27 protein-coding genes are annotated in these 25384 nt (G+C 71.5%); 13 read left to right on the top strand and 14 right to left on the bottom strand.

The features are described 5' to 3' along the window. The first annotated feature begins 58 nt into the window (after positions 1–58). The 4 genes from ctaE to qcrB are packed head-to-tail and all read left to right on the top strand — an operon-like array spanning position 59 to position 4457. The gene (ctaE, locus tag KDN32_RS07195; protein ID WP_211731351.1) at positions 59–700 is read left to right on the top strand and encodes an aa3-type cytochrome oxidase subunit III; all 642 of its coding nucleotides are present in this window, start codon (positions 59–61) and stop codon (positions 698–700) included. 45 nt (positions 701–745) lie between these two features. Further along, positions 746–1618 carry a cytochrome bc1 complex diheme cytochrome c subunit gene (gene qcrC, locus KDN32_RS07190; protein WP_211731350.1) on the top strand — a complete coding sequence of 291 codons (873 nt, stop codon included), beginning with the start codon at positions 746–748 and terminating at the stop codon, positions 1616–1618. Continuing rightward, a complete protein-coding gene (qcrA, locus tag KDN32_RS07185; protein WP_211731349.1) occupies positions 1615–2688 on the top strand; it encodes a cytochrome bc1 complex Rieske iron-sulfur subunit in 1074 nt (357 codons plus the stop codon). Before qcrC ends, qcrA begins: the two co-directional genes overlap by 4 nt. Next, positions 2685–4457, top strand: coding sequence for a cytochrome bc1 complex cytochrome b subunit (gene qcrB, locus KDN32_RS07180; RefSeq protein ID WP_307853806.1), 1773 nt, complete (start codon positions 2685–2687; stop codon positions 4455–4457). The genes qcrA and qcrB overlap by 4 nt, the downstream gene beginning before the upstream one ends. A gap of 308 nt (positions 4458–4765) precedes the next feature. On the opposite strand, the gene KDN32_RS07175 is transcribed toward qcrB, so the two are convergent. The 5 genes from KDN32_RS07175 to ctaC all read right to left on the bottom strand — a co-directional run bounded on the left by KDN32_RS07175 (position 4766) and on the right by ctaC (position 10426). After that, complete coding sequence (locus tag KDN32_RS07175) at positions 4766–5749, bottom strand: hypothetical protein (protein ID WP_211731348.1); 984 nt, start codon at positions 5747–5749, stop codon at positions 4766–4768. Positions 5750–6031: 282 nt separating this feature from the next. Continuing rightward, positions 6032–7273, bottom strand: a complete 1242-nt coding sequence (locus KDN32_RS07170) for a L,D-transpeptidase (protein WP_211731347.1) — start codon at positions 7271–7273, stop codon at positions 6032–6034. A 104-nt stretch (positions 7274–7377) separates the two neighbouring features. Continuing rightward, a complete protein-coding gene (locus KDN32_RS07165) occupies positions 7378–7776 on the bottom strand; it encodes a cytochrome c oxidase subunit 4 (RefSeq protein WP_211731346.1) in 399 nt (132 codons plus the stop codon). Then, positions 7773–9533: an aa3-type cytochrome oxidase subunit I gene (ctaD, locus tag KDN32_RS07160; protein WP_307853805.1), complete on the bottom strand. Its 1761-nt coding sequence runs from the start codon at positions 9531–9533 to the stop codon at positions 7773–7775. The genes KDN32_RS07165 and ctaD overlap by 4 nt, the downstream gene beginning before the upstream one ends. Next, the gene (ctaC, locus tag KDN32_RS07155; protein ID WP_307853804.1) at positions 9530–10426 is read right to left on the bottom strand and encodes an aa3-type cytochrome oxidase subunit II; all 897 of its coding nucleotides are present in this window, start codon (positions 10424–10426) and stop codon (positions 9530–9532) included. Before ctaC ends, ctaD begins: the two co-directional genes overlap by 4 nt. A 181-nt stretch (positions 10427–10607) precedes the next feature. Between ctaC and KDN32_RS07150 the strand changes: the two genes are divergently transcribed. Together KDN32_RS07150 and KDN32_RS07145 are read left to right on the top strand one after the other, a co-directional pair. Next, positions 10608–11723: a cysteine desulfurase family protein gene (locus KDN32_RS07150; RefSeq protein ID WP_211731345.1), complete on the top strand. Its 1116-nt coding sequence runs from the start codon at positions 10608–10610 to the stop codon at positions 11721–11723. Continuing rightward, the gene (locus tag KDN32_RS07145) at positions 11720–11974 is read left to right on the top strand and encodes a sulfurtransferase TusA family protein (protein WP_307853803.1); all 255 of its coding nucleotides are present in this window, start codon (positions 11720–11722) and stop codon (positions 11972–11974) included. Before KDN32_RS07150 ends, KDN32_RS07145 begins: the two co-directional genes overlap by 4 nt. A gap of 100 nt (positions 11975–12074) precedes the next feature. On the opposite strand, the gene KDN32_RS07140 is transcribed toward KDN32_RS07145, so the two are convergent. Then, a complete protein-coding gene (locus tag KDN32_RS07140; protein WP_211731344.1) occupies positions 12075–13061 on the bottom strand; it encodes a carbohydrate kinase family protein in 987 nt (328 codons plus the stop codon). A gap of 64 nt (positions 13062–13125) precedes the next feature. Between KDN32_RS07140 and KDN32_RS07135 the strand changes: the two genes are divergently transcribed. Then, a complete protein-coding gene (locus KDN32_RS07135; RefSeq protein WP_211731343.1) occupies positions 13126–13392 on the top strand; it encodes a hypothetical protein in 267 nt (88 codons plus the stop codon). Between the two features lie 58 nt (positions 13393–13450). On the opposite strand, the gene erpA is transcribed toward KDN32_RS07135, so the two are convergent. Both erpA and KDN32_RS07125 read right to left on the bottom strand, forming a co-directional pair. Continuing rightward, complete coding sequence (gene erpA / locus KDN32_RS07130; RefSeq protein WP_090971856.1) at positions 13451–13810, bottom strand: iron-sulfur cluster insertion protein ErpA; 360 nt, start codon at positions 13808–13810, stop codon at positions 13451–13453. Positions 13811–13995: 185 nt separating this feature from the next. Next, the gene (locus tag KDN32_RS07125; protein ID WP_211731342.1) at positions 13996–15078 is read right to left on the bottom strand and encodes a glycerate kinase family protein; all 1083 of its coding nucleotides are present in this window, start codon (positions 15076–15078) and stop codon (positions 13996–13998) included. 41 nt (positions 15079–15119) lie between these two features. Here KDN32_RS07125 and KDN32_RS07120 point away from each other — a divergent pair, with 41 nt between their 5' ends. Together KDN32_RS07120 and KDN32_RS07115 are read left to right on the top strand one after the other, a co-directional pair. Beyond that, positions 15120–15539 (top strand): SRPBCC domain-containing protein, encoded by a 420-nt coding sequence (locus KDN32_RS07120; protein ID WP_211731341.1) that lies wholly within the window; start codon positions 15120–15122, stop codon positions 15537–15539. Next, the gene (locus tag KDN32_RS07115; RefSeq protein ID WP_211731340.1) at positions 15536–16423 is read left to right on the top strand and encodes a GNAT family N-acetyltransferase; all 888 of its coding nucleotides are present in this window, start codon (positions 15536–15538) and stop codon (positions 16421–16423) included. The genes KDN32_RS07120 and KDN32_RS07115 overlap by 4 nt, the downstream gene beginning before the upstream one ends. 185 nt (positions 16424–16608) lie before the next feature. Here KDN32_RS07115 and KDN32_RS07110 read toward each other — a convergent pair whose 3' ends face one another. Further along, complete coding sequence (locus KDN32_RS07110; RefSeq protein WP_211731339.1) at positions 16609–17847, bottom strand: glucose-1-phosphate adenylyltransferase family protein; 1239 nt, start codon at positions 17845–17847, stop codon at positions 16609–16611. A gap of 56 nt (positions 17848–17903) precedes the next feature. Here KDN32_RS07110 and nadA point away from each other — a divergent pair, with 56 nt between their 5' ends. Further along, positions 17904–19088: a quinolinate synthase NadA gene (gene nadA, locus KDN32_RS07105; protein WP_211731338.1), complete on the top strand. Its 1185-nt coding sequence runs from the start codon at positions 17904–17906 to the stop codon at positions 19086–19088. 8 nt (positions 19089–19096) lie between these two features. Continuing rightward, complete coding sequence (locus KDN32_RS07100; RefSeq protein WP_249216378.1) at positions 19097–20284, top strand: winged helix DNA-binding domain-containing protein; 1188 nt, start codon at positions 19097–19099, stop codon at positions 20282–20284. Positions 20285–20294: 10 nt separating this feature from the next. Here KDN32_RS07100 and KDN32_RS07095 read toward each other — a convergent pair whose 3' ends face one another. The 5 genes from KDN32_RS07095 to KDN32_RS07075 are packed head-to-tail and all read right to left on the bottom strand — an operon-like array spanning position 20295 to position 24057. Beyond that, positions 20295–21491 carry a sensor histidine kinase gene (locus tag KDN32_RS07095; protein WP_211731337.1) on the bottom strand — a complete coding sequence of 399 codons (1197 nt, stop codon included), beginning with the start codon at positions 21489–21491 and terminating at the stop codon, positions 20295–20297. Next, positions 21488–22060: a PspA-associated protein PspAB gene (gene pspAB / locus KDN32_RS07090; RefSeq protein ID WP_211731336.1), complete on the bottom strand. Its 573-nt coding sequence runs from the start codon at positions 22058–22060 to the stop codon at positions 21488–21490. Before pspAB ends, KDN32_RS07095 begins: the two co-directional genes overlap by 4 nt. A gap of 16 nt (positions 22061–22076) precedes the next feature. After that, positions 22077–22976 carry a zinc metalloprotease HtpX gene (gene htpX / locus KDN32_RS07085; RefSeq protein WP_211731335.1) on the bottom strand — a complete coding sequence of 300 codons (900 nt, stop codon included), beginning with the start codon at positions 22974–22976 and terminating at the stop codon, positions 22077–22079. An 8-nt stretch (positions 22977–22984) separates the two neighbouring features. Beyond that, positions 22985–23263 (bottom strand): PspA-associated protein PspAA, encoded by a 279-nt coding sequence (pspAA, locus tag KDN32_RS07080; protein ID WP_211731334.1) that lies wholly within the window; start codon positions 23261–23263, stop codon positions 22985–22987. Further along, positions 23260–24057 carry a PspA/IM30 family protein gene (locus KDN32_RS07075; protein WP_211731333.1) on the bottom strand — a complete coding sequence of 266 codons (798 nt, stop codon included), beginning with the start codon at positions 24055–24057 and terminating at the stop codon, positions 23260–23262. Before KDN32_RS07075 ends, pspAA begins: the two co-directional genes overlap by 4 nt. Positions 24058–24227: 170 nt before the next feature. Here KDN32_RS07075 and KDN32_RS07070 point away from each other — a divergent pair, with 170 nt between their 5' ends. Continuing rightward, complete coding sequence (locus KDN32_RS07070) at positions 24228–24821, top strand: DUF3043 domain-containing protein (protein WP_307853801.1); 594 nt, start codon at positions 24228–24230, stop codon at positions 24819–24821. Beyond that, complete coding sequence (locus KDN32_RS07065) at positions 24818–25375, top strand: GNAT family N-acetyltransferase (RefSeq protein ID WP_211731332.1); 558 nt, start codon at positions 24818–24820, stop codon at positions 25373–25375. The genes KDN32_RS07070 and KDN32_RS07065 overlap by 4 nt, the downstream gene beginning before the upstream one ends. Positions 25376–25384 lie beyond the last annotated feature (9 nt).

The following is a 25384-nucleotide window of genomic DNA, read 5'->3' as shown; positions in this document are numbered from 1 at the left end:
CGGAGATACACAGGGGGTCGGGGTGCCCTCCTTGCGGCCCAGCGGCCATAATGTCTCCGTGGCGACAGCAACTGCGACGATTCCGGCCTCCCGCCTGCACGGGCACCACGACCGACCCAGCATGGTCAGCGTCGGGACGATCATCTGGCTCTCGAGCGAGCTGATGTTCTTCGCCGCGCTGTTCGCGGCGTACTTCACGATCCGCGCGGTCAGCCCCGACCTGTGGGCGCAGGAGACCGACAAGCTCAACGTGCCGTTCTCGACGGCCAACACCGCGATCCTCGTCGCGTCGTCCTTCGCGTGCCAGTGGGGCGTCTTCGCCGCCGAGCGCGGCCAGGTCGGGCGCACCGGCGGGCTGCTCAACTTCACCAAGTGGGGCCTGCGCGAGTGGTTCATCCTGACCTACGTCATGGGTGCGATCTTCATCGGCGGCCAGGCCCTGGAGTACGCCGAGCTGATCCACGAGGGCGTCACCATCCCGAGCTCGGCCTACGGGTCGATGTTCTACCTCACGACCGGCTTCCACGGCCTGCACGTGACCGGCGGCCTGATCGCCTTCCTGTTCGTGCTGGGCCGCACCTACCTGGCCCGCCGCTTCACCCACGAGCAGGCCGTGACCGCCATCGTCGTGTCCTACTACTGGCACTTCGTCGACGTGGTGTGGATCGGTCTGTTCTTCACGATCTACGTCATCAAGTAAGCACCCCCGACAGCCAACACCGTCGCAACCGGCAAGGACTCAAAAGTGCGTTTGCTGAACCGAACCGCAGGCCGCCTCTCCCGGCACCGCCGGGGACCGCTCGCGGGACTCGTCGTGCTGCTGCTGGGTCTGGTGATCAGCGGCTCCCTCTACACCGCCCTTGCTCCCGCGCAGGCCCAGAACCAGGCCAGCGAGACCGAGCAGGTCGCGCAGGGCAAGGAGCTGTTCCTCACCAGCTGCGCGTTCTGCCACGGCAAGAACGGCGAGGGCGTGCCCACGGTGCGTGACGGCTACCAGCTCGGCCCGTCGCTCGTCGGCGTGGGCGCCGCTGCCGTCGACTTCCAGGTCGGCACCGGCCGGATGCCGATGGCCAGCCCCGGTGCCCAGGCGCCGCGCAAGCCGGTCGCGTTCAGCGACGACGAGGTCGCCGCGCTGGCCGCCTACGTCGCCTCGCTCGGCCCCGGCCCGGACATCCCGGACGAGTCGGACTACTCGATCGAGGGCCTGTCGGACGAGGAGCGCGAGGAGGCCATCACCCGCGGTGGCCAGATCTTCCTCACCAACTGCACCGCGTGCCACAACTTCAACGGCGCCGGCGGCGCGATGCCGCGCGGCGGCTACGCCCCCACCCTCCACGGGGTCGAGGGCAAGTACATCTACGAGGCGCTGCTGACCGGCCCGCAGAACATGCCGAACTTCAGCAACGGCAACCTGTCGCCCGAGGAGAAGCGTGACGTCATCGCCTACCTCGGCAGCATCCAGGACACGCCCGAGTACGCCGGCTTCACGCTCGGTGGCCTCGGCCCCGTCTCCGAGGGCCTGTTCGCCTGGGTCGTCGGCATCGGCGGCCTCATCGGCGGCGCCGTCTGGATCGCCTCGCACACGACGCGCAGCAAGAAGAGCAAGGTGAACGCGTGAGCAACGACCACACCCCCGAGCCGTACGACTCGCACGTGCCGGCCCACCGCGAGGCCGAGCCGATCCCGGACCCGGGCCTCCCGGAGCACACCTGGCGTCCGACCGACGTCGACCCCAAGGCCGAGAAGCGCGCCGAGCGCCAGATCGCCGCGATGTTCATCCTCGCGATGGTCAGCGCCGTCCTGTTCGTCGTCGCGTACTTCTCCCTGGAGGTCGGCGACAACTGGGACACCTTCCTCGGCATGGGTGCCTCCACGATGGCCCTCGGCGTGACGCTCGGCGTCTCGCTGCTGCTGATCGGCGTCGGCATCATCCACCTCGCCCGCAAGCTGATGGCCGACGTGGAGATGGTGGAGATGCGCCACCCCGCCGCCTCCCCGCAGGAGGACCGCGACGCCACCGTCGAGGCCCTCAACGCCGGCCTGGACGAGGCCGGCATCGGCCGCCGCCCGCTGGTCCGCAACACGATGCTGGGCGCCGTCGGCGTGCTCGGCCTGCCCGCCGTCGTCCTGCTGCGCGACCTCGCGCCGGGCGACACCCTCGACATCGACAAGTTGGCCCACACGATCTGGGAGCCGGGCATGCGCCTGGTGCGCGACGTCGTCGGCACCCCGATCCTCGCCAGCGAGGTCGAGATGGGCGACCTGATCAACGCCGCGCCCGAGGCGATGTTCCCGACCGAGGAGAACGGCTACCCCGAGCTCCACGGAGCCGAGGAGCAGGTCCAGAAGGCCAAGGGCGCGATCATCGTCGTCCGGATGAACCCCGAGGACATCACCCACGGCGAGGGCCGTGACAAGTGGACCGTCGACGGGATCATCTGCTACTCCAAGATCTGCACCCACGTCGGGTGCCCGATCTCCCTCTACGAGCGCACCACCCACCACGTGCTGTGCCCGTGCCACCAGTCGACCTTCGACCTCGCGGACTCCGCCAAGGTCGTCTTCGGTCCGGCTGCCCGGCCCCTTCCGCAGCTGCCCCTGGCGGTCGACGAAGAGGGCTACCTCGTCGCACAGAGCGACTTCAACGAGCCCATCGGGGCCAGCTACTGGGAGCGTGAGAAGCAGTGAGCACCGACGCGAGGCTGGACACCAGCAAGGTCGCGACGAGCAACCGCACCGACGCCGCGACCACGTCCAAGCCCGGCAAGGCCGGCTCGTTGGCCACCTGGGCCGACGACCGCCTCGGCCTGGCCTCGGCGATGAAGAAGAACCTGCGCAAGGTCTTCCCCGACCACTGGTCCTTCATGCTGGGCGAGATCGCCCTGTGGAGCTTCGTGGTCCTCCTCCTCACGGGCGTCTTCCTGACCCTGTGGTTCAACCCGTCGATGGGCCACATCACCTACGAGGGCTCCTACGACCAGCTGCGCGGCATCGGGATGTCGGAGTCGATGGCCTCGACGCTGCACATCTCCTTCGACGTGCGTGGCGGCCTGCTGATGCGCCAGATGCACCACTGGGCCGCGATGATCTTCATCGCCTCGATGATGGTCCACCTGCTGCGCGTGGCCTTCACCGGCGCCTACCGCAAGCCCCGCGAGCTCAACTGGGTCATCGGCTGCGTGCTGCTGCTCCTGGGCACGCTCGAGGGCTTCACCGGCTACTCGCTGCCCGACGACCTGCTCTCCGGCACCGGCGTCCGCGCCGCGGACGGCTTCCTGAAGGCCTCCCCCGTCGTCGGCACCTACATGTCGTTCCTGCTCTTCGGCGGCGAGTTCCCCGGCGAGTCGATCATCCCGCGCCTCTACATCGTCCACGTGCTGCTGATCCCGGGCATCCTGCTCGCGCTGATCGCCGCCCACATGCTGCTGCTCGTCTACCACAAGCACACGCAGTGGCCCGGCCCCGGTCGCACCGAGCAGAACGTCGTCGGCTTCCCGATGCTGCCGGTCTACGCCGCCAAGGCCGGCGGGTTCTTCTTCATGGTCTTCGGCATCATCGCCCTGATGGGTGGCCTGATGTCGATCAACCCGGTGTGGAAGTTCGGCCCGTACGACCCGACCAAGGTGACCGCGGGCTCGCAGCCCGACTGGTACATGGGCTGGCCCGACGGCCTGCTGCGGATCATGCCGAGCCACATGGAGACGGTCGTCTTCGGCTACACGATCTCCTGGAACGTGCTGATCCCGATCCTGCTCGTGCCGCCGCTGATGCTCGTCATCCTGATCCTCCTGCCCTTCCTCGAGGGCTGGATCACCGGTGACAAGCGCGACCACCACCTGCTGCAGCGCCCGCGCAACGCGCCGACGCGCACCGCGGTCATGGTCGCCCTGATGACCTTCTACGGTCTCGCTTGGGCGGCCGGCGGCAACGACATCATCGCCATCAAGCTGCACGCCAGCATCAACCAGATCACCTACTTCATGCGCGTCGCGATCTTCCTCGGCCCGCTCCTGGCGTTCTGGATCACGCGACGCTGGTGCATCTCCCTGCAGCGCCACGACAACGAGAAGCTGCTCCACGGCTACGAGACGGGCATCATCACCCGCTCGCCCGAGGGCCAGTACTCCGAGCGTCACCTGCCGATCAGCGAGACGGCCGCCTACACGCTCACCGCGCGCGACCGCGACGAGATCTACACGGTCGACGGCGACACCGACGCGGCCGGCGTGGCCGCGCCCAACTCCCGCTCGGAGCGCCTGCGGGCCCGCCTGTCGCGGTGGATGTACGTCCACAACGTGCAGAAGCCCACGGCCGCCGAGCTCGAGGAGGCGCACCACCACGCCGAGCACGAGGCCGAGCTGCAGGCCGGCCTCGACCACCCGGTCGACGGTCACCAGTTCGACGACCACCGCCTGCGCGACACGGGAGACGTGCCGCTGCGCGGCGGCGACCACTGATCGCAGCCAGCACGGCGTAGCACCACGCCGCAGGGCCCGCCGGGATCATCCCGGCGGGCCCTCGTCGTTCCTGCGCCCGCCGAGCGTCCGCCCCTCCCCCACGGTGGCGGCACCCGACATCCCGCTCCCGAGGGTGGCGGCACACGTCACTCCGCTCCCGAGGGTGGCGGCACACGACATCCGCCGTCGTCGATCCGATGCGGTCTGCCGCCACCTTCCATCACCCAATGCTGTGTGCCGCCACCGTCACGGGCAGCCGGACACGATCGGGGACATCCGCCGTACGAGGCACCGGACCGCGGACCGGGTCAGGTGGCGTCGTCGTCGCTGGGCCGACGGCGGCGCACCGGCAGCGTCGGCACGGCGCGTGCGAGGTAGTCGGCGGTCCCGGACGGGGTGAACAGCGACCGCCGCAGCTGCTCGTGCCACGGTCGGATCCTGCTCGGGTCGTGTGGCCTGCCGAGCGATCGATCGGCGTCCTCGAGGATGGTGACGCCGCGACGGAGGACGTCGCCGGCGGTGTAGCCACGTCGGACGTATCCGGCCTTCTCCAGCGCACGGTCGCGCCTCCGGTCCTTGACCCTCCTGGGGCCCTTCTCGTGCTCGTCTCCGTCGAACTCCGGCAGACCGGTCGTCCCGGTGATCCTGAGGTCTGCGCGAGCGATCTCGTGGCCATGCGCGCCGAGGACGATGAACTGGGGCTCCACCTCGATCCCGCACAGGACGTGCAAGAGGCGCAGCAGTGTCTCGTACGCGGACTCGGACCGCCGATCCGCGTGGGCGAGCGCGTGCGCCAACGCACGAGCGCCCGGCCGTCGCGGCGCGATGACATCACGGATCTCGTCGACCGTGCAGTCACCTCGGTGGAGCGCGCAGTCGACCAGGATCACGAGGTCGATCAGGCAGAGCCATCGCGCGCACCCCAGGAGGGTCTCCACGGCCGTCGCACACCGGAGTCCACCGATCTCCTCCCGGCCGACCGCGCGCGTGTGACGACTGGTGCGGACCCCTGCTCGCATCGGCCGCGGATCATCGATCTCGAGGGCCATGAAGACAGGGGTGCCCTGAGGCAGCGGCGGCAACCACCAGCCGCGCAGCTCGGCGCTGGTCAGGGCAGTGAAGCACCCACCGTCGGTCATGAGCAGCTGCCACGCGTGCAGCTGCGCGGCCAGGTCGGTCCCGAGGTCCGTCCGGCGGTGCACGGCGTAGGACTCCCTGACGTAGGACCGCAGTCGCGGATGACCGCGGAGCGCAGCAACGGTGGGCAGGTCCCCGGGCGGGCGTCGTGGCATGCGGCGAGCGTCGCCCGCCGTCCGGACAGACTGCCACCGCTTGCGCGGCAGCGTGTGGACGACCCACGTCGTATCGTCCCTGTGGACGCTTCACGGCACGCGGCGACCGTCCCCCACCATGGCGGCAGCCGGCACAACCGACCGCACCATGGCGGCAGACGACATCACAAGGAGCCGATGAGATGTCGGGTGCCGCCACCCTGGCGTACGCGGGTGTCGGGTGCCGCCACCTTGGCGTACGCGAGATGTCGGGTGCCGCCACCGTGGGGCGGCGACCCCGGCTCAGGAGAGGGCGGAGCCGGCCTTCCAGTCGGCGCGGGAGAGGTTCCAGTCGCCGTAGCCGTTCTCGAGGGTCATCTGGCGGTCGGTGCCGGTGTACTCCACGACGTCGCCGCGGCGGGTCATCGCGTAGAGCCAGCCGGCGTCGGCGGTCGACATGCCGGTGCAGCCGTGGGAGACGTTGGCGTGGCCCTGGGAGCCCACCGACCAGGGCGCGGCGTGGATGAACTCACCGGAGTAGGTCACCCGCATCGCCCACTTCACGTCGTCGATGTCGTAGGCCTCCGGGCTGTTGCGGTTGATCCCGACCGTCTCGGAGTTCATCCGCTTCTGCTCGAACTTCTCGATGATCACCTTCGTGCCGGAGCGGGTGGTGAACCCGGGCTTGCCCGTGGTGATCGGGAGCGTGCGCAGGAGGGTGCCGTTGTTGAAGACCTGCATCTGGTGGGTCTGCGCGTTGACCTTGTAGACGTGCGCGTCGCCCACCGTGAAGCTGACCTCGCGGTCCTCCTGGCCGTAGATGCCGTTGCCCGCCGGCAGGCTGTTGACGTCGACGTCGACCGTGACGTCCGTCCCCGCCTTCCAGTAGGTGTGCGGTCGCCAGTGGACCTCCTTGTCGTTCAGCCAGTACCACGAGCCCTGCTGGGCGGGCGTGCTGGTGACCGACATGTGCTTCTCGAAGGTCGCGTGGTCGGTCACGGGGAGGTCGAAGGTGACGATGACGGGCATCCCGACGCCGACCGTCTCGCCCTGCAGCGGCGCGATCGACGGGTACGTCTGCTGGTCGAGGGTCAGGTCGACGGTGTGGAAGGTCCGCGAGCGCTGGACGGTGGAGCCGTCCGGTCGCGCGGCCTTCGCCGCGATCGTGTAGTCCGTGCCGGGCTCGAGGGCGGCCGACGAGGTCCAGGTGTCGCCGGCGACGCTGCCGGCGAGGTCGCCCTCCGCAGAGGTGACCTCGACGCCCTCCAGGGTCGCACCGCTGGCGGTGATCGTGACGGGGGCGTCGATCGGCACCGACGCGGCGTCGGTGAAGCTGGTGGTGATCCGGACCGGCTCCGCCTTCACGGTGTCCGCTGCGGTGTCCGCGCCGGACCGGTCGCCCGGCGGGTCACCGGCGCTGCCGGCCGACCGGTCGGTGCAGCCCGCGAGCGCGGCGAGGCACAGCACCGCGGCTGCGGCGGCAGCCGTACGGCGTCGGCGCGAGAGCCGCGGCGCGGACACGGACGAGGACGCAGCAGGACGCATGCGACAGGACCCCCCAGGACAGGCACAGACAGACAGGTGATACGGAAGAACCCGTCCAGCGTACGTGCTGGACGGGCTCTGCCGAAGTCGAGGAGGCGCGACACTCAGTGCGCGTGCTCCCCGCGGTAGTACTCGAAGACGAAGCCGCAGAGCACGATCGCACCGACGACGAAGCCGATGATCACGAGCCACCACGCGGCCAGCGCCGTGCCGTAGACGACGATGCTCAGGGCGAGCGCGCACCACAGCGGCCACCAGGAGTAGGGCGGGAAGAAGCCCAGCTCGCCGGCGCCGTCGGCGATCTCGCCCTCCTTGCGGTCCTCGGGACGGGGGTCCATCTTCGAGGCGTGGAAGCCGAGGTAGAGGGTGATCATCGCCGTCAGCAGGGCGGTCATCACCAGCGCCGAGGTACCGGTGGGGTCCTCCGCCAGCATCCAGTAGACCGGGGCGACCACGGCCACGAAGACCGTGGTGATCCCGAAGATCCAGGCTTCCGCCTTCATCGCTCGTCTCCCTCGTTGTCGGTGCCCTCGACGCGCTCGCGCAGCATCTCCTCGCGACCGTCCACGTCGGGCGCGTCGGCGACGTCGCCGTTGCGCTCGGCCTCGTGCTCCTCGAGCTCGCGCAGCGCGACCTCGGGGTGGTGCAGGTCGAAGGCCGGCGACTCCGAGCGGATGCGCGGCAGCGTGTGGAAGTTGTGGCGCGGCGGCGGCGAGCTGGTCGCCCACTCCAGCGAGCGGCCCCAGCCCCACGGGTCGTCCACCTCGACCTTCGGCCCCTTGGCGGAGACGTAGACGTTGTAGAGGAACGGCAGCATCGAGGCGCCGAGCAGGAACGACCCGACCGTGGAGATCTGGTTGAGCGTGGTGAACCCGTCACCGGGCAGGTAGTCGGCGTAGCGACGGGGCATGCCCTCGACACCGAGCCAGTGCTGCACGAGGAACGTGGTGTGGAAGCCGATGAACAGGATCCAGAAGTGGACCTTGCCGAGACGCTCGTCGAGCATCTTGCCGGTCATCTTCGGCCACCAGAAGTAGAACCCGGCGAACATCGCGAACACGACCGTGCCGAACACGACGTAGTGGAAGTGGGCCACCACGAAGTAGGAGTCGGACACGTGGAAGTCCAGCGGAGGGCTGGCCAGGATGACACCCGTCAGACCACCGAAGAGGAACGTCGTGAGGAAGCCGATCGACCACAGCATCGGGGTGTCGAACGACAGCGAGCCGCCCCACATCGTCCCGATCCAGTTGAAGAACTTCACGCCGGTCGGCACCGCGATCAGGAACGTCATGCCGGAGAAGAACGGCAGGTCGACCGCGCCGGTGACGAACATGTGGTGGGCCCACACCGCGACCGACAGCATCGCGATGCCCAGCGTCGCGGCCACCAGGCCGACGTAGCCGAAGATCGGCTTGCGGCTGAAGACCGGGAGGATCTCGGAGATGATGCCGAAGAACGGCAGCGCGATGATGTAGACCTCCGGGTGGCCGAAGAACCAGAACAGGTGCTGCCACAGGATCGGTCCGCCGTGCGACGGGTCGAACACGTGCGCCCCGAGGATCCGGTCGGCCTCCAGCGAGAGCAGGGCGCCCGCGAGGATCGGGAAGACCATGATCACGAGCATGCTGGTGATGAGGGTGTTCCAGACGAAGATCGGCATCCGGAACATCGTCATGCCGGGCGCACGCATGCAGATGATGGTGGTGATGAAGTTGACGCCACCCAGGATCGAGCCGAGACCGGCCATCCACAGGCCCATGATCCAGAGGTCACCGCCGACGCCCGGGCTGCGGACAGCGTCGGAGAGCGGCGTGTAGGCGAACCAGCCGAAGTCGGCGGCGCCCTGCGGGGTGAGGAAGCCGGACCCGGCGATCAGGCCACCGAACAGGAACAGCCAGTAGCTGAACATGTTGAGTCGCGGGAACGCCACGTCGGGCGCACCGATCTGCAGCGGCATGATCACGTTGCTGAAGCCGAAGAACAGCGGCGTCGCGAACAGCAGCAGCATGATCGTGCCGTGCATCGTGAACAACTGGTTGTAGAGCTGGTCGTTGACGACCTGCATGCCCGGGTAGGCCAGCTCGGCCCGGATCAGCATGGCCATCAGACCGGCGGCGAGGAACCAGCCGAACGAGGTGACCAGGTACATCTTGCCGATCAGCTTGTGGTCGGTGGTGGTCAGGAGACGCACCACCTGCTGGCCGAGGGTCTTCTCCTTGACCGTGCCCTGGTGGGTGGCTGCGGTGGCGGCGCTCACTCCTGGGCTCCTTCCGATGCGGTCTCGAGACCGACCTGGTCGTTGACGTAGGTACCGCCGAGGACGGGCGTCGCGGCGCTGTTGCCGGCCGCGGCCAGGTCGCTCAGGTAGGAGTCGTACTCCTCCTGGCTGACCACCTCGACGTTGAAGAGCATCCGCGAGTGCGAGACGCCGCAGAGCTCGTAGCACTTGCCCTTGTAGGTGCCCTCGACGGTCGGGGTGACCTGGAGCTTGTTGACGCGACCCGGGATGACGTCCATCTTCACGAGGAAGGCCGGGACGCCGAAGTCGTGGATCACGTCGGGCGAGTGGAGGTTGAACTGGATGGTCTGGTCGACCGGCAGGACCAGCGTCGGGATGTCCCGGCCGGTGCCCGAGGTGTAGACGTACTGGTCGTAGGCGAAGTCGCCCGGCTCACCGTTCTTCTCCGGCTCGCCGGTGGCGCTGGTGTCCTGCTCGCCGACGCCGTAGTTGAAGGTCCAGGACCACTGCTGGCCCGTGACCTCCACGGTCATGTCGGGGTCGGGGACGATCTTGATGACCTCGTCCTGGACGCGCACGGTGTGGAAGAAGAACACCACGCACATCAGGACCGGGGCGATCGTGTAGAAGACCTCGAGCGGCAGGTTGTAGCGGGTCTGGCGCGGCACCTCGTCGTCGCTGCGGCGGCGGAAGCGCACCACGGCGTAGAAGATGAGGCCCCAGACGATGACACCGGTGACCATCGCGGCCACCCATGCCCACTTCCAGAGCTCGTAGGTGTAGGGACCCTGGGCGCTCGCGCGGTCGGGCATCGCGAGGTTGCGGATCTGGTGCTGGTCGGCCTCGGAGCAACCGGCCAGGACCAGCATCGTCACGCCCAGCAGCGCGACCCTCAGCGCGCGCCGGGGCACGGCTGTGAGCTTGGGGACTTGCAGACCCACTGACGAGCCTCTCTCTCGGTCCTTCTCGACAGGCAAAGAGTAGCCCCAACGGGCCGGGTCGTGCCGGGCAGGGTCGGGTGTCGGCCGTCCGGCGGGCCGCCCTCCTCCAGCGGTACCTCTGCACGGGGCGCCGCGTGGCAGAGTTCGGTCGGTGACCGGTCCCGCCGACCTCGACAGCGCGTCGTCGACCCCGCTCCACCCGGCCGCCCGCGACGCGTTCCTCGCCGCCCTCGACCGCGGCTGGGCCGACCCCCGTCGGCTGCACCGGCCCGGGCGCGAGGCGCGGCTGCTGCTCGACAACGCCCGCGAGGCGACCGCCGACGCGCTAGCGGTGCGGCCCGACGAGGTGACCTTCACGCCGAGCGGCACCCACGCGGTGCACCTGGGACTGCTGGGGCTGGTGAGGGGCTCGCGGCGCGGGGACGGCGTCGTGCACCCGGCCGTCGAGCACTCCGCGGTCCGGCACGCCGTGGCCTGGGGCGCGCGGGGCGTGGAGGTCGGGGTCTCGGGCGACGGACGGGTCCCCGTCGACGAGCTCGTGCGGGGAGCGGCCGACCCGGGCGTCGGTGTCGTCGCGCTCCAGACCGCCAACCACGAGGTGGGCACGGTCCAGGACGTCGACCGGCTCGACCTGCCCGACGACGTGCCGCTCTTCACCGACGCCTGCGCCTCGATGGGGCGCCTCCCGCTCCCCGACGGCTGGGCGAGCGCCGCGGGCTCGGCGCACAAGTGGGGTGGGCCGGCCGGGGTCGGCGTGCTGCTGGTCCGCAAGCGCGCCCGCTGGCGCAACCCCTTCCCCGGCGACGACCGGGTGGACGAGCGGTCCACCGGGTTCGAGAACGTCCCCGCCGTCCTCGCCGCCGCAGCGGCGCTGCAGGCGGTCGTGGCCGAGCGGGACGAGGTCAACGCACGGCAGCACGCGCTCGTCGACGTCGTACGCCGCCGGGTGGCCGCGGAGGTTCCCGACATCGAGGTGGTGGGCGACCCGGTGCGTCGGCTCCCCCACCTCGTGACGTTCTCCTGCCTCTACGTCGACGGCGAGGCCCTGGTCACCGAGCTCGACCGCCGCGGCCTCGGGATCGCGAGCGGCTCGGCCTGCACCGCCTCGACCCTCACCCCCAGCCACGTGCTCGAGGCGATGGGGGTGCTCACCCACGGCAACGTGCGCCTGTCGCTGCAGCGCGACACCACCCGCGCCGACGTCGACGCGTTCTGCGACACCCTGCCCGGGGTCGTGGCCGCGATCCGGGCCCGGGTCGGCCTGTGAGCCTCCCGTACGACGGGCAGGCCGTCGCCCTGGAGCTGGACTGCACAGCCCTCCCCTGCCCGATGCCGGTCATCGAGCTGGCCCGGCACCTCGCCGACGTCGAGGTCGGGGAGCTGATCGCCGTGGTGGCGATGGACGCCGCCGCCGCGGTCGACGTCCCGGCCTGGTGCCGGATGAAGGGGCAGGACTACGTCGGCGCGGACGTCACCGACGACGGGGTGCCGCGCTACGTCGTCCGCCGCCGCTCCTGACGTGGGTACCTGGGGACGTTCTGGTGGGTCAGACGGGGTCCCAGACCCACCATTTCGTCCCCAGATACCCAGAGGTGGGTCGGGGCGGGCCGGGGCCCGGTCAGGGCCTGATCGTCTGCAGGTGCGGCGCGAAGTCGGCGACCGCGTCCTCGCCGTACGTCGCCGCGCAGCGGGCGAGGAAGGCCTCGCGGGAGATCTCGTACTCCTGGGTGCCGACCTGCTCGACGACGTAGACGGCGAGCAGGCAGCCGAGCTGGGCGGCACGCTCGTGGCCCAGGCCCCAGCTGAGCGCCGCCATGAAGCCGGCGCGGAACGCGTCGCCGACGCCGGTGGGCTCGACCTTCTCGATCTCGGGCACGGCCCGCACGACGACCGACTCCTCGCCCTCGCGGTCGATCCGGACGCCGTCGGGGCCGAGGGTGACGACCCAGGTGCCGACGCGGGAGAGCACCTCCTCGCGGCTCCAGCCGGTCTTCTGGGTGATCAGGCTGGCCTCGTACTCGTTGGAGAAGAGGATCTCCGCGCCGTCGATCAGTGGACGGATCAGGTCGCCGTCGCCGAAGGCGAGCTGCTGGGAGGGGTCGGCCAGGAAGCGGTAGCCGCGCTGGCGGCACTCCTCGGTGTGGCGCAGCATGCCCTGCGGGTCGTCCGGGCCGATGATCACGTAGTCGGGCTCGCCGACGCGGTCCACGATCGGCTTGAGCTCGATCTCGCGCGACTCGCTCATCGCGCCGGCGTAGAAGCTCGCGATCTGGGCGTGCGCGGTGTCGTTGGTGCACACGAAGCGGGCGGTGTGGCGGGTCTCGGAGACGTGCACCGAGCCGCAGTCGACGTTGTGGCGCTCGAGCCACGCGCGGTACTCCGCGAAGTCCTCGCCGACGGCGCCGACCAGCACCGGCCGGAGGCCGAGGTTGCCCAGCCCGAAGCAGATGTTGGCCGCGCACCCGCCGCGTCGGACCTCGAGGTCCTCGACGAGGAAGGACACCGACAGCTTGTCGAGCTGGTCGACGACGAGGCTGTCGGAGAACCTGCCCGGGAAGGACATCAGGTGGTCGGTCGCGATCGATCCGGCTACGAGGAGGGACACGCCGGGGAACACTACCTTTCGGTACGTCTCCGCATACCAATCAGTAGCCAATACCGTCGTCGACATGACGACCTCGACGCCGCGTCCGCAGCGCCCCTCGCACCTGGTCCACGACGAGCTGGCGACCCCGCAGGAGATGGCGGCCGACTGCCGCGCCGCGGGCCGCAACCTCGGCCTCGAGGCACGCCTGGAGCGGGCCGCGCGCGCCGCCGTGTCAGCGCCGCCGAGCCTCCGCTTCGAGGACTACCCGGCCGAAGTCGGCAAGCGCGAGATCCAGGTCTCGGAGGCGGCCGCCCGGCTGGCGGCGGCGCTCCACCTGCACCTGGACTGACCCCGAACGCGACGAAGGGCCCCCTGCCGCTGGCAGGGGGCCCTTTGCGTGTGTCAGCTCAGTGGAAGCTGTCGCCGCAGGCGCAGGAGCCGGTGGCGTTGGGGTTGTCGATGGTGAACCCCTGCTTCTCGATGGTGTCGACGAAGTCGATCTCGGCACCGTTGAGGTACGGGACGCTCATCCGGTCGACGACGACGGTCACGCCGTCGAAGTCGGTGGTCACGTCGCCGTCGAGCGTGCGCTCGTCGAAGAACAGCTGGTAGCGCAGGCCCGAGCAGCCGCCGGGCTGCACGGAGATGCGCAGGGCCAGGTCGTCACGGCCCTCCTGCTCCAGGAGGCTCTTCACCTTGCCTGCGGCGACGGCCGACAGGTTGATCTGGTCGGTGCGGCGCTCGGTGGTCTCGACCTGCTCGGTCATCTCATCACTCCAGGACGTCTCGGGGTCTTGCTCGTCCCAATGGTCGCACAGGCGGGGTTATTCCCCGAACGCCGTGAGCGACCGGTGACGGAGTCGCCGTGCGCTCACGACGCGAGGCGGCGCAGCACGGCGGAGCCGGGCAAGCCGGCCTGAACGCCAGCCGGGCCGTACCTGGGGGAAGCCGATCACCGCGACCAGGTGCGTGCGACCCGCTCGGCCAGCTCGGCCAGCGCGTCCGCGGGCGCGCCGAGCGCCCGCTCCTCCCCCACCAGCTCGACCAGCGAGTACGCCGACTCGATGCCCAGCGCCCGCATCTCGCGCGAGCCCACCAGGACCTGCCCGGCCAGCGCGACGCACGGGCGCAGCACCTCGGCCGCCACGGTCGCGACTCCGTAGGGCACCTTCCCGGCGCGGCTGGAGAAGTCGAAGGACCCCTCGCCGGTGAGGACGAGGTCGGCGGCGCGCGCCCGGTCCTCGAGACCGACCGCGTCGGCGACCAGCGCGATGCCCGGCTCACGGGTGGCACCGAGCGCGAGGAGGGCGTAGCCGATGCCCCCGGCGGCGCCCGCGCCCTTCTCCAGCGACGTACGCCGGTCGGTGGCGGCCGCGAACGCCTCGATCCAGCCGTCGACGACCGCGATCCGGTCCTCGGCGAGGCCCTTCTGCGGCCCGAAGGTCTTGGCCGCCCCGAACAGGCCGGTGAGCGGGTTGTCGACGTCGCTGGCGGCCACGAGCGTGACGCCCGCGAGCCGCTCGCGTGCGGGTGCGAGGTCGACGCGCGTCACGCCGACGAGCCCGGCCGGGCCGGACGACAGGTCCACGTCCGCGCTCGCGCCGAGCGCCGCCAGCACACCCGCACCGCCGTCGGTCGTGCCCGAGCCACCGAGGCCCACGACGACGGTCGTCGCGCCCCCCTCGACGGCGGCGAGGACGAGATCGCCGACGCCGTGGCTGGTGGCGGTCTCGGGGTCGCCGTCGGCGAGGTGGAGACCCGCCGCCTGGGCGCTCTCGACGTACGCCGTGTCCCCCACACGCAGGACCACGGCCGGGACCGGTGTGCCGTGCGGTCCGGAGACCGTCACGGCGGCCAGCTCGCCACCCCGCGCGGCGTGCAGCACGTCGACGAAGCCGGGCCCGCCGTCGGCCATCGGCGCGAGGTCGAGCTCGTCCTCGGGGGCCCGGCTCCGCCAGCCGGCGGCGATCGCCTCGGCGGCCTCGACCGCGGTGAGGGTGCCGGCGAACTTGTCGGGGGCGATCAGCACGCGCATGCCTGCATCCTTGCAGTGCACCCGTCGGGCATGCTGGTCGCATGAGCACTGATCCCGTCGTCGCCGAGGTCGTCGTCCCGGGGAGCCCGAGGGCGGCGTTCGTCGGCTTCACCGCCCAGATGGGCGAGTGGTGGGACCCGCTGCTGACCCCCGACTCCGCGACCTACACCGGCATCTCGATCGACCCCAACGGTCCCGTGGCGATGGTGCACGGCGACGAGGAGTACGTCTGGGGGCGGGTGATGTCGTGGGACCCCATCGGCCACTACGCGCAGGAGTTCTGGCTCGGCCACCCCGAGGACGAGGCCACCGTGCTCGACGTGCGCTTCACCGACACCGGCGACGGAAGCACGCTCGTCCGCCTCGTCCACAGCGGCTGGACCGAGGAGACCGAGGCACTGCGCGAGAAGTACACCCACTGGGGCGACCTGCTGGCGCGCTTCGCGGCCCACGTGTCGTGACCGACGCGCTCGTCCGCCCGCTGCGGGAGGAGGACCTCGAGGCGTTCGGCGAGATCACCGCCACGAGCTACCACGAGGTCGACCAGCGCACGTTCCAGCGGTCGTGGCCCGAGCCGGTCCGCCGCCCACCGGGCCGCAACAGCGCGTGGATCGACCGCGCCCGGGCCGCGCTGCGCACCGATCCCGGCGGCTGCTGGGCGGCCGAGGTCGACGGCGTCCTCGTCGGCGGTGCGGTGTCACGGGTGCGCGAGCTGATGTGGATCCTCGCCTCCTTCGCGGTGCGACCCGACCAGCAGGGCCAGGGCATCGGGGCACAGCTGATGGCGGCGGCGATGCACCACGGGCGCGGCTGCCTGCGCGGGATGTTCGCCGCGAGCGCCGACCCGGGCGCCGTGCGCCGCTACCGGCTGGCCGGCTTCGACCTGCACCCCCAGATGTTCGTCACCGGCGTCGTGGACCGCAGCGCGATCCCGGTCGTCGAGCGGGTGCGGGAGGGGACCGCGGCCGACGTCGACCTGCTCGACTCGGTCGACCGCCGCACCCGCGGCGCCGCGCACCTCTCCGACCACGAGCTGCTGCTCGCGCAGTTCCGCCTCGTGGTGGTCGACCACACGACCGGCTCCGGCTACGCGTACGTCGACGACACCGGCTCGCCGTCCCTGCTCGCCGCCACCAACCGGCGCACCGCCGCGCAGCTGATGTGGGAGGCGCTGGCCTCCTCGCCGCCCGGCGAGCAGGTCTCGGTGCACCACGTCACGGCGGCCAACGCCTGGGCCCTCGACGTCGGGCTCGCCGCCCGGATGGCGATCCACCAGAACGGCTACCTCTGCCTGCGGCGGATGAAGCCGCCCACGCCCTACCTCCACCACGGCAGCCTGCTCTAGCAGGCGCGCGTCGGTCGTCGGGAGCGGTGGCTGAGCCACACTTCGCGCGCCAGGAGTGTGGCTGGCTCACCGCTGCCGGCGTGGCGTACGCGCGACCGGCCGATGGCGGTGGCTGAGCCACATTTCGCGCGCCAGGAGTGTGGGTGGCTCACCGCTGCCGGCGTGGCGTACGCGCGAACCGGCCGTCACCCGTCGACGACCGCCCCCGGCTCGAGCCTGGCCCCGGCGGGGACCGGGCCGGCGATCCGGCAGTCCCGACCCGCCAGCACGAGGTCCTCGTCGCGCGCGAGCCGGGCGGTCGGCTCCGCGCCCACCCGACCGGCACCCGCGACCTCGCAGCGCTCGTCGAGCACCGACGTGCGGACCACGGAGCCAGCGCGCACGAAGCAGTCCTCCATCAGCACGCTGTCGTGGACCTCGGCGCCCTTCTCGACGACGACGCCCGGGCCGAGCACGCTGCCGACCACCAGCCCGGACACGTCGGCGCCCGGCGACAGCAGCGCGTCGTGGCACTCCCCCGTCGCCCGGACGCGGGCGGCCGGACGGTCGGGCCAGTGCGAGACCACCGGCCGCGACGGGTGGTCGAACACGTCCACGCGCCCGGCCAGCAGGTCGCGGTGGGACTGGAGGTAGAGCCCGGGCTGGCCGACGTCGCGCCAGTAGCCCTCCAGCGGGACCGCGGCGACCCGGCCACCCCCGACCAGCCGCGGCAGCAGCCGCTCGCCGAAGTCGCCGATCCCGCTGTCGCCGTCGGCGAGGTCGGGGTCACCGGCGAGCTCGGCCCGCAGGTCGCGCAGGGCCTCCAGGAGCGCCTCGGTGTCGTAGACGAAGATCTCGGTGGCCACCGTGCCGGCCGAGGGTCGCGAGGGCTTGTGCTCCACGCCGGTGACCGTGCCGTCGCGGCGCGCGAGGACGACGACGTTGTCGGAGGCGTCCTTCCTGGTGACCTCGCTGGTCAGCACCGTGGCGGTACGCCCCGCCGCCACGTGCTCCTCGACGACCGGCGCCAGGTCGGCGTTGAAGACGTGGTCGGCGCTGCAGACGACGAGGGTGCGGGCGCCGGACGCCTCGAGGTCGGCCGACATCCGCAGGAGCAGGTCGCCGTTGCCGTGCGCGAAGCCGCTCTCGGTCGCGGGCCCCGTGCCGGTCTGCGGCACCATCCGGCGGACCCCGCCACGGTTGCGGTCCAGGCTCCATGGTCGCCCGCCGGACAGGTACTCGTCGATGGACGTCACCTGGTACTCCAGCGACACCCACACGTCCGCGAGGTCGGCGTGGACGAGGCCCGAGAGCGCGAAGTCGATCAGCCGGTGCACGCCGCCGTAGGGCAGCGCCGGCTTGGCCCGCTCGCGGGTGAGCACGTCCATCCGTGACCCCTGTCCCCCGGCCTGCACCAGGGCCAGCACCTCTCCGCGTCGTGGCATGCGCGAAGCCTCCCACCGGCGCGATCGTGTCGGCGACCCTCCCTAGGATGTGCTCCATGAGTCTCGTCGACCTGCCGCTCCTCCCCCTCGGCAAGGGCCGTGACCTCGACGCCGAGCGCGGCGTCGAGTGCCCCGGGGACCTCCCGGCCGCGTCAGACCCCGACCTCGTGGCGCGGGCGCGCGCGGCGAAGGAGGCCCTCGGCGAGCGGGTTTTCGTGCTGGGCCACCACTACCAGCGCGACGAGGTGATCCAGTTCGCCGACGTCACCGGCGACTCCTTCAAGCTGGCGCGCGACGCCGCGGCCCGGCCGGACGCCGAGTTCATCGTCTTCTGCGGCGTGCACTTCATGGCCGAGTCGGCCGACATCCTCACCTCGCCGACCCAGCAGGTCGTGCTGCCCGACCTCGCGGCCGGCTGCTCGATGGCCGACATGGCCCGGCTGCGGCAGGTCGAGGACGCGTGGGACGCGCTGGCCGCCGCAGGCGTGCAGGACGACGTCGTGCCGGTGACCTACATGAACTCCAGCGCCGACATCAAGGCCTTCTGCGGCCGCAACGGCGGCGTGGTCTGCACCTCGTCCAACGCCGACGTCGCGCTCGACTGGGCGTTCGCGCAGAAGCCCGACGCGGTCGGCGGCGCGAAGGTGCTGTTCCTCCCCGACCAGCACCTCGGTCGCAACACCGCGGTCCTCCAGATGGGCATCGGGCTCGACGAGTGCGTCGTGTGGGACCCGCTGCAGCCCGGCGGCGGCCTCACCGCCGACGAGCTCCAACAGGCCCGGATGATCCTGTGGAAGGGCCACTGCTCGGTCCACGGACGGTTCTCCGAGGACGTCGTCGACGAGCTGCGCGCCCAGCACCCCGGCATCAACGTGCTCGTCCACCCCGAGTGCCGCCACGAGGTGGTCCTCAAGGCCGACCTGGTCGGCTCCACCGAGTTCATCATCAAGACGATCGAGGCCGCCGAGCCCGGCACCGTGTGGGCCATCGGCACCGAGCTCAACCTGGTCAAGCGGCTGGCCGACGCGCATCCGGACAAGACGATCGTCTTCCTCGACCGCAACGTCTGCTACTGCTCGACGATGAACCGCATCGACCTGCCCCACCTCGTGTGGGCCCTGGAGAGCCTCGTCGCCGGCACCGTCGTCAACCGGATCGTCGTCGACCCCGAGACCGAGGCCGAGGCACTCGTCGCGCTCCAGCGGATGCTCGACCTGCCCGGCAAGTCCCACCGCGACTGAGCGCGCCGATGTCCCTGCGACACGTCACGGACGCCGAGCGGCGCCGGCGCATCGCCGTACGCCACTGCCTGGCGCCGGCGCACCGCCGCCACGACGTGGTGGGCGTCACCCGGGCGATGACGGTCCTGCACGCCACGGAGGCGGCGACCGTCCACCTCGCGGTCGCGGCGCGGGCCGAGGGCGTCGCCCCGTCAGACGTCGACGCCGCGCTCTACGACACCCGCGACGTCGTCAAGCAACTGGCGATGCGCCGCACCCTCTTCGTCTTCCCGCGCGACCTGCTGACCGCCGCGTGGGGCAGCGCGTCCGCCCGGGTCGCCACCGCCGAGCGCAAGCGGATCGCGAAGGCCATCGCGGGCGCCGGCATCGCCGCCGACGGCGAGGCGTGGCTCGACGCCGCCCACGAAGCCACCCTCGCCCGGCTGGCCGTCGGTCCCGCCTCGACGGCCGAGCTGCGGGCAGAGCTGCCCGAGCTGGCCGGGACGATCGGCGGCGACACCGACAAGACCTGGGACCGTCCCGTGCCGGTCGCCCCGTGGGTGCTGACCACGCTCGGGCTCGAGGGGCGTGCCGTGCGCGGACGCAACGCCGGGCACTGGAGGTTGAACAAGCCGACCTGGACGACCACCGAGCAGTGGCTGGGCGTCGTCCCCGAGCCGCTGGGCGAGGCCGCGGGCTACGCCGCGCTGGTGGAGTCGTGGCTGCACACCTTCGGTCCCGGCACCGCGGCCGACATCCAGTGGTGGCTCGGGTCCACCAAGACCGCGGTCACCCGCGCCCTGGTCGACGTCGGAGCGGTCGAGGTCGCGCTCGACGACGGCTCCACCGGCTGGGTGCACCCCGACGACACCGACGACACCGACCCGGTGGAGCCGTGGGCGGCCCTGCTGCCGACGCTCGACCCCACGGTGATGGGCTGGAAGTCCCGCGGGTTCTACCTCGACCCCGCCCACGTGCCGTACCTCTTCGACACCAACGGCAACGCCGGCACCACGGCGTGGTGGGACGGTCGGGTCGTCGGCTGCTGGGTCCAGGACGACGCGGGCGTGGTCCGGCTCTCGCTGCTGGAGGACGTCGGACCCGACGGGCAGGCGGCGCTCGAGCACGAGGCCGCGCGCCTGACCGCCTGGCTCGACGGCACCGTCATCGGCAACGTCTACGCCTCGCGCCAGATGAAGCAGGCGCGGCTCCCCTGACCCCTTCCCGCTAGTGGTCCGGGAGCTCGAACCAGAAGACCGAGCCACCACCCTCGCGCTCGTCGACGCCGATCGAGCCGCCGTGCGCCTCGATGATGCGTCGGCAGGTCGCGAGGCCGAGGCCCGACCCCTCCACGCTCTTGTCGAGGCGGGCGAGGGGCGCGAACACCCGCTCGCGCTTGTCGGCGGGCACGCCGCGCCCGTGGTCGCGGACCTCGACGCGGTGCCGGTCCTCGAGCTCCACGCCGACCACCTCGATGTCGGGCTGCTCGCCGAGGAGGGTGAACTTCGCGGCGTTGTCGACGAGGTTCATCAGCACCGAACGCAGCTGGACGCCATCGCCGCGGACGACCGGGAGCTGCTCGACCGTGACGCACGACCGGTCCACCCGGCCAGCGAGGTCGTCGAGCGCCGCGGCCATCTCGTCGTTCAGGTCGACCTCGTCGTGGCCGGGCGCGGAGCCCTGCGACGCGAAGGCGAGCAGGTGGGCGATCATCTCGGTCATCCGGTCCACCCCGCGGCGCGCCCGCGCCACGGTGTCGACCAGGTAGGGGTCGGTGACCTCCATCTCCAGCGCCTCGAGCGACAGCGAGATCGAGGTGAGCGGGTTCTTCAGGTCGTGGGTCACCTGCCCGGCGAAGTGGGCCAGCCGTTCGTTGGACTGCGCGAGCCTGGCGTTGGCATCGCGCAGTCGACGCCCGGCCAGCTCGAGCTCCAGCACGTCGACCACCCGGTCGGCCAGCTGCGCCAGCCCCGCCGCGGCCTCCGGGGTCACCTTCTGCGCCTCGTCGTCGAACACGCACAGCGTGCCGATCACCAGCCCGTCGGGCGTGCGGAGCGGGTGGGAGCCGTAGAACTTCACGGTCGCGACCTCGCCCGTGGTCCAGGGGCTGTCGGCGTAGCGCTCGTCCTGGCTGGCGTCGGCCACCATGACCGGCTCCCCGCGGTCGACCACGGTGCGGCACATCGAGGTCTCCACGGGTGACGACGACCCGACGAAGCCGGCAGTGGCGACCTGGTGCTGCAGGCTGCTGGTGAGCAGGTTGATCGTGGCGTAGGGGACCCCGGCGACCTGCGCCGCCAGGTCGACGAGCGCCGTGAGCTCGCGCCGCGGCTCGTGGTCGAGCACGTGGTAGGCGCCGATCGCGCGGTCGCGCTGGGCGTCGCTCCGGCGGTCGGCGTCGGGGCGCGCCTCGTCGGGGCTCACAGGCCCGGCGCCTTCCACACGGCCAGCCAGCGCTGCAGGTCGGGCTCCATCGGAAGCTCCTTGTCCAAGAGGTCGCGCACCGAGAGCTCGAGGAGCGTGTCGCGCTCCTGCTCGCCCGACGGTGCGAAGGGGTAGAAGGTGCCCTGCTTGTAGAGGTAGGTCAGGCCGACGCGCCGTCCCCCGGCGTCGGCGAACGGCACCAGCGAGCAGAGCAGGCTGCCCGCGAAGCCGTTGAGCTCCAGCGTGGTGTTGACGGCGTGCAGGTCGGTGCAGAGACCCGGGACGTCGGACCGGTCACCGGTGACGACCAGCCAGGTGAAACCGTAGTCGTCGCGGGTGACGGACACGTCGGGGGCGTCGACGTCGTCGCGCAGCAGCGCCTCCACCTCCGCCTGGGTCTGCGCGAACGCCGCACCGGCGGCCGAGCGGTAGCAGACGGACGCCTGGCCGGTGGGTTCGAGGCCCAGCGCCGTCTGGAGCGTGATCGCCGCACTCGGGACGTGGAACAGCGCGTCGAGGTCGTTGCGGCGCGGCTGCGTACGCCCGCGGACCGCGTCCCAGAGACCCATCACCGCTCCCCCGCCATCAGCTGGGCCTGCTCAGCTCGGCCTGGATCCGCGCCAGCTGCTCGAGGCGCTGCTGGAGCGGCGGGTGGGTGGCGGCCAGGCCGCTGAGCCCGCCGCTCAGCGCCGGCACGATGCACAGCGCGCTGGCGGCGCCGGCGGCCCGCAGGTCGCGGCGCGGTGTGGCGGCGACCTCGCCGCTGATCTTCTGGAGCGCCGAGGCCAGCGCGGCCGGCTTGAGGGTGAGGTAGGCGCCGGCCCGGTCCGCGCTGAGCTCGCGGTAGCGCGAGAGCAGGCGCAGCAGCACGAAGCTCACGGCGTAGACCACCAGGCTGACGACCAGCGCGACCAGGACGGCAGGGAGGGCACCGGTGTTGTTGCGCGAGCGACCCATCGCGCCGAACTGGGTGAAGCGCATCAGGAGGCCGGCCGCGATGCCGGCCGACGAGGCGACGGTCATCACGAGCACGTCGCGGTGCGCGACGTGGCTGAGCTCGTGGGCCAGGACGGCCTCGAGCTCCTCTGCGTCGAGCACCTGGAGGATCCCGGTGGTCACGCAGACCACCGACCGGTCGGGCGAGCGACCGGTGGCGAACGCGTTGGGCACCGAGAGGTCCGCGATCCCGACGCGCGGCTTGGGCATGTCGGCCAGCGCGCACAGCCGGTCGATCATCCCGTGCAGCTCGGGGGCCTGCTCCGGGGTGACCTCCCGCGCCCGCATCGCCCGCATCGCGACGGTGTCGGAGGTCCACCACTGGTAGAACGCGACGCCGATCGCGATCACGGCGATCAGCACCGAGTACCCGCGGAAGGTGGCCATCAGGGCGACCACCAGCCCCACGAAGAGCCCACCGAGCAGGAACATCGTGAGGGTCATCCGGGCGGTCAGCCCGGAGTCCCCGACGAAGCGCGACGTCGCCACGCGGTGGCTCAGCCCGGGATCAGGCCGTCGTCGCCCAGCAGGTCGCGGACCTCGTCGATCGTCGCGTCGGGCGGCGGCAGGATGAGGTCGGACTCGTCGAGCGAGTCGGCGGCGTGGTGGGTACCGCTCGAGCGGACCGCGGCGAGCAGTCCCTGCAGGGCGGTGCGGAACATGTCCTCGTCGCCGGCCTCGATGGCGCTCTCGATCTGGGTGTCGAGGCCGTTGAGGGCGTCGAGGGCCCCGTCGTCGAGGTCGTACTGACCCTCGCCGAGGATCCGGACGATCATGCCTGGCCGCCCTCGGCCGGGCGCTGCGCGGCCTGCTGCTCGGGCGCCGGCTCGAGGATGTCGCCGCCGTCACCGGCCTCGATGGCCTGCGGTGCGGCCGAGCCGGCCTTGAGCCGGGCCAGCTCCGCCTCGACGTCGGAGGTGGAGCTGAGTGCGTCGAGCTCGCGGGAGATGTCGTCGCCGGCGTTGAGCGAGGAGGCGTCGTCGAGCGCGCCGGAGGCGATCAGCTCGTCGATCGCCTGGCCGCGCGCCTGCATCTGGGCGGTCTTGTCCTCGGCGCGCTGGATGGCCAGCCCGACGTCGCCCATCTCCTCGCCGATGCCGGACATCGCCTCGCCGATGCGGGTCTGCGCCTCGGCGGCGGTGTAGGTCGCCTTGATCGTCTCCTTGCGGGTCCGGAACGCCTCGACCTTCGCCTGCAGGCGCTGCTGGGCGAGGACCAGCTTCTCCTCCTCGCCCTGGAGCGTGGCCTGCTGCTCCTTGAGGCTGGTGATCTGCTGGGCCAGCCCGGACTTGCGGGTCAGCGCCTCGCGCGCGAGGTCCTCACGGTCGGCCGCGATCGCCTTCTCGGCCTGGGCCTGCAGCTTGGCGGCCTGCTGCTCGAGCTGGTTGACCTGGAGCTCGACCCGCTTGCGGCTGGTCGCGACGTCGGCCACGCCACGGCGCACCTTCGAGAGCAGCTCGAGCTGGCGCTGGTAGCTGTAGTCGAGGGTCTCGCGGGGGTCCTCGGCCCTGTCCAGGGCCTTGTTGGCCTTGGAACGGAAGATCAGGCTGATGCGCTTCATGAGACTCATCGGGGTGCGGACCCTCTCTGGGTGGTGCGTGTCAATGGCTGGTGGAACCGTCGTGGCGTTGTCCTCACCCTAGGACCAAAGCCAAGCAGGAGGTAGGGACTTGCGCCCACCTCGGCGGGGCGCCGCGCGTCGGCACGCGCGGGATAGGCTGCGGCCAGCATCCGATCCACGTGAAGGCAGCAGCGTTGTTCCGTCGTTCCAGCCCCGAGCCCCAGACCCCCGCGACCGACAAGGTCGGTGGGAAGGGTCGCCCCACCCCGACCCGCAAGGAGGCCGAGGCGGCCGCCCGCGCCCGGGCGCGTACGCCCCGGACCCGCAAGGAGCAGGCCGCCGCCCGCAGCGCGGCACGCGGTGACGCCTCGCGCCGGATGCGCGAGGCGATGAAGACCGGCGACGACCGCTTCCTGCCCGCGCGTGACCGCGGACCCGTGCGCCGCTTCATTCGCGACTACGTCGACTCGAGGTTCTCCTTCATCGAGCTGATGCTCCCGCTGCTCCTCGTCTCGCTGCTGCTCGGCACGACCGGCAGGCAGGGACTGGTCCAGATCGGCAACACGGTCATGTTCACCACGATCATGGTGATCATCGTCGACATCGTGATGCTGCGGTTCCGGCTGCGCCGCGAGCTCTCCACCCGCTTCCCCGGCCAGTCCACCAAGGGCGCCACCGGCTACGCCGTGATGCGCTCGCTGCAGATGAAGTTCCTGCGGCTGCCCAAGCCCCAGGTCAAGATCGGCCAGAAGCTCCCCGAGACCTACCGATGACGGCGCCTGCCGGCGGGCCGACCGCCGACGTCTCGGTGCGCGTCGCCTGGGCCGACGACGCCGGGTCGATCGCCGCCCTCCAGGTGCGGGCGTGGCCGGACCTCTACGCCGGTGTCCTGCCCGCCGAGGCGTTCCCGACCGACGTCGACGCCGTGGCCGCGCAGTGGCACCGCTCGCTGTCGCGTCCGGCGGACGCCCGCCACCGGGTGCTGGTCGCCCTCGAGCGCAACCGCGTGGTCGGCTTCGCGCTGACCTCGCCGGCGACCGACCCGGACTGCGACCCGGTCGCCGACGGCGAGGTGTCCGAGGTGACGCTCGACCCGGGCGAGCGCGGCAAGGGGCACGGCTCGCGGCTGCTGCAGGCGGCGGTCGACACCCTCGCCGCCGACCACTTCACGCGCGCGGTGAGCTGGGTCAACGCCGGTGACGACGCGCTGCGCACCTTCCTGACCGACGCCGGCTGGGCGCCGGACACGGCCCACCGCGAGCTCGACCTGGACGGCACCGGCGCCACCCGGGTCAAGCAGGTCCGGCTCCACACCGCGATCGGGTGAGTGAAGATC

The sequence above is a fragment of the Nocardioides palaemonis genome, assembly GCF_018275325.1.
In the GTDB taxonomy this organism is placed as follows: Bacteria; Actinomycetota; Actinomycetes; order Propionibacteriales; family Nocardioidaceae; genus Nocardioides; species Nocardioides palaemonis.
This window is presented reverse-complemented; position numbering and strand designations above follow the sequence as displayed.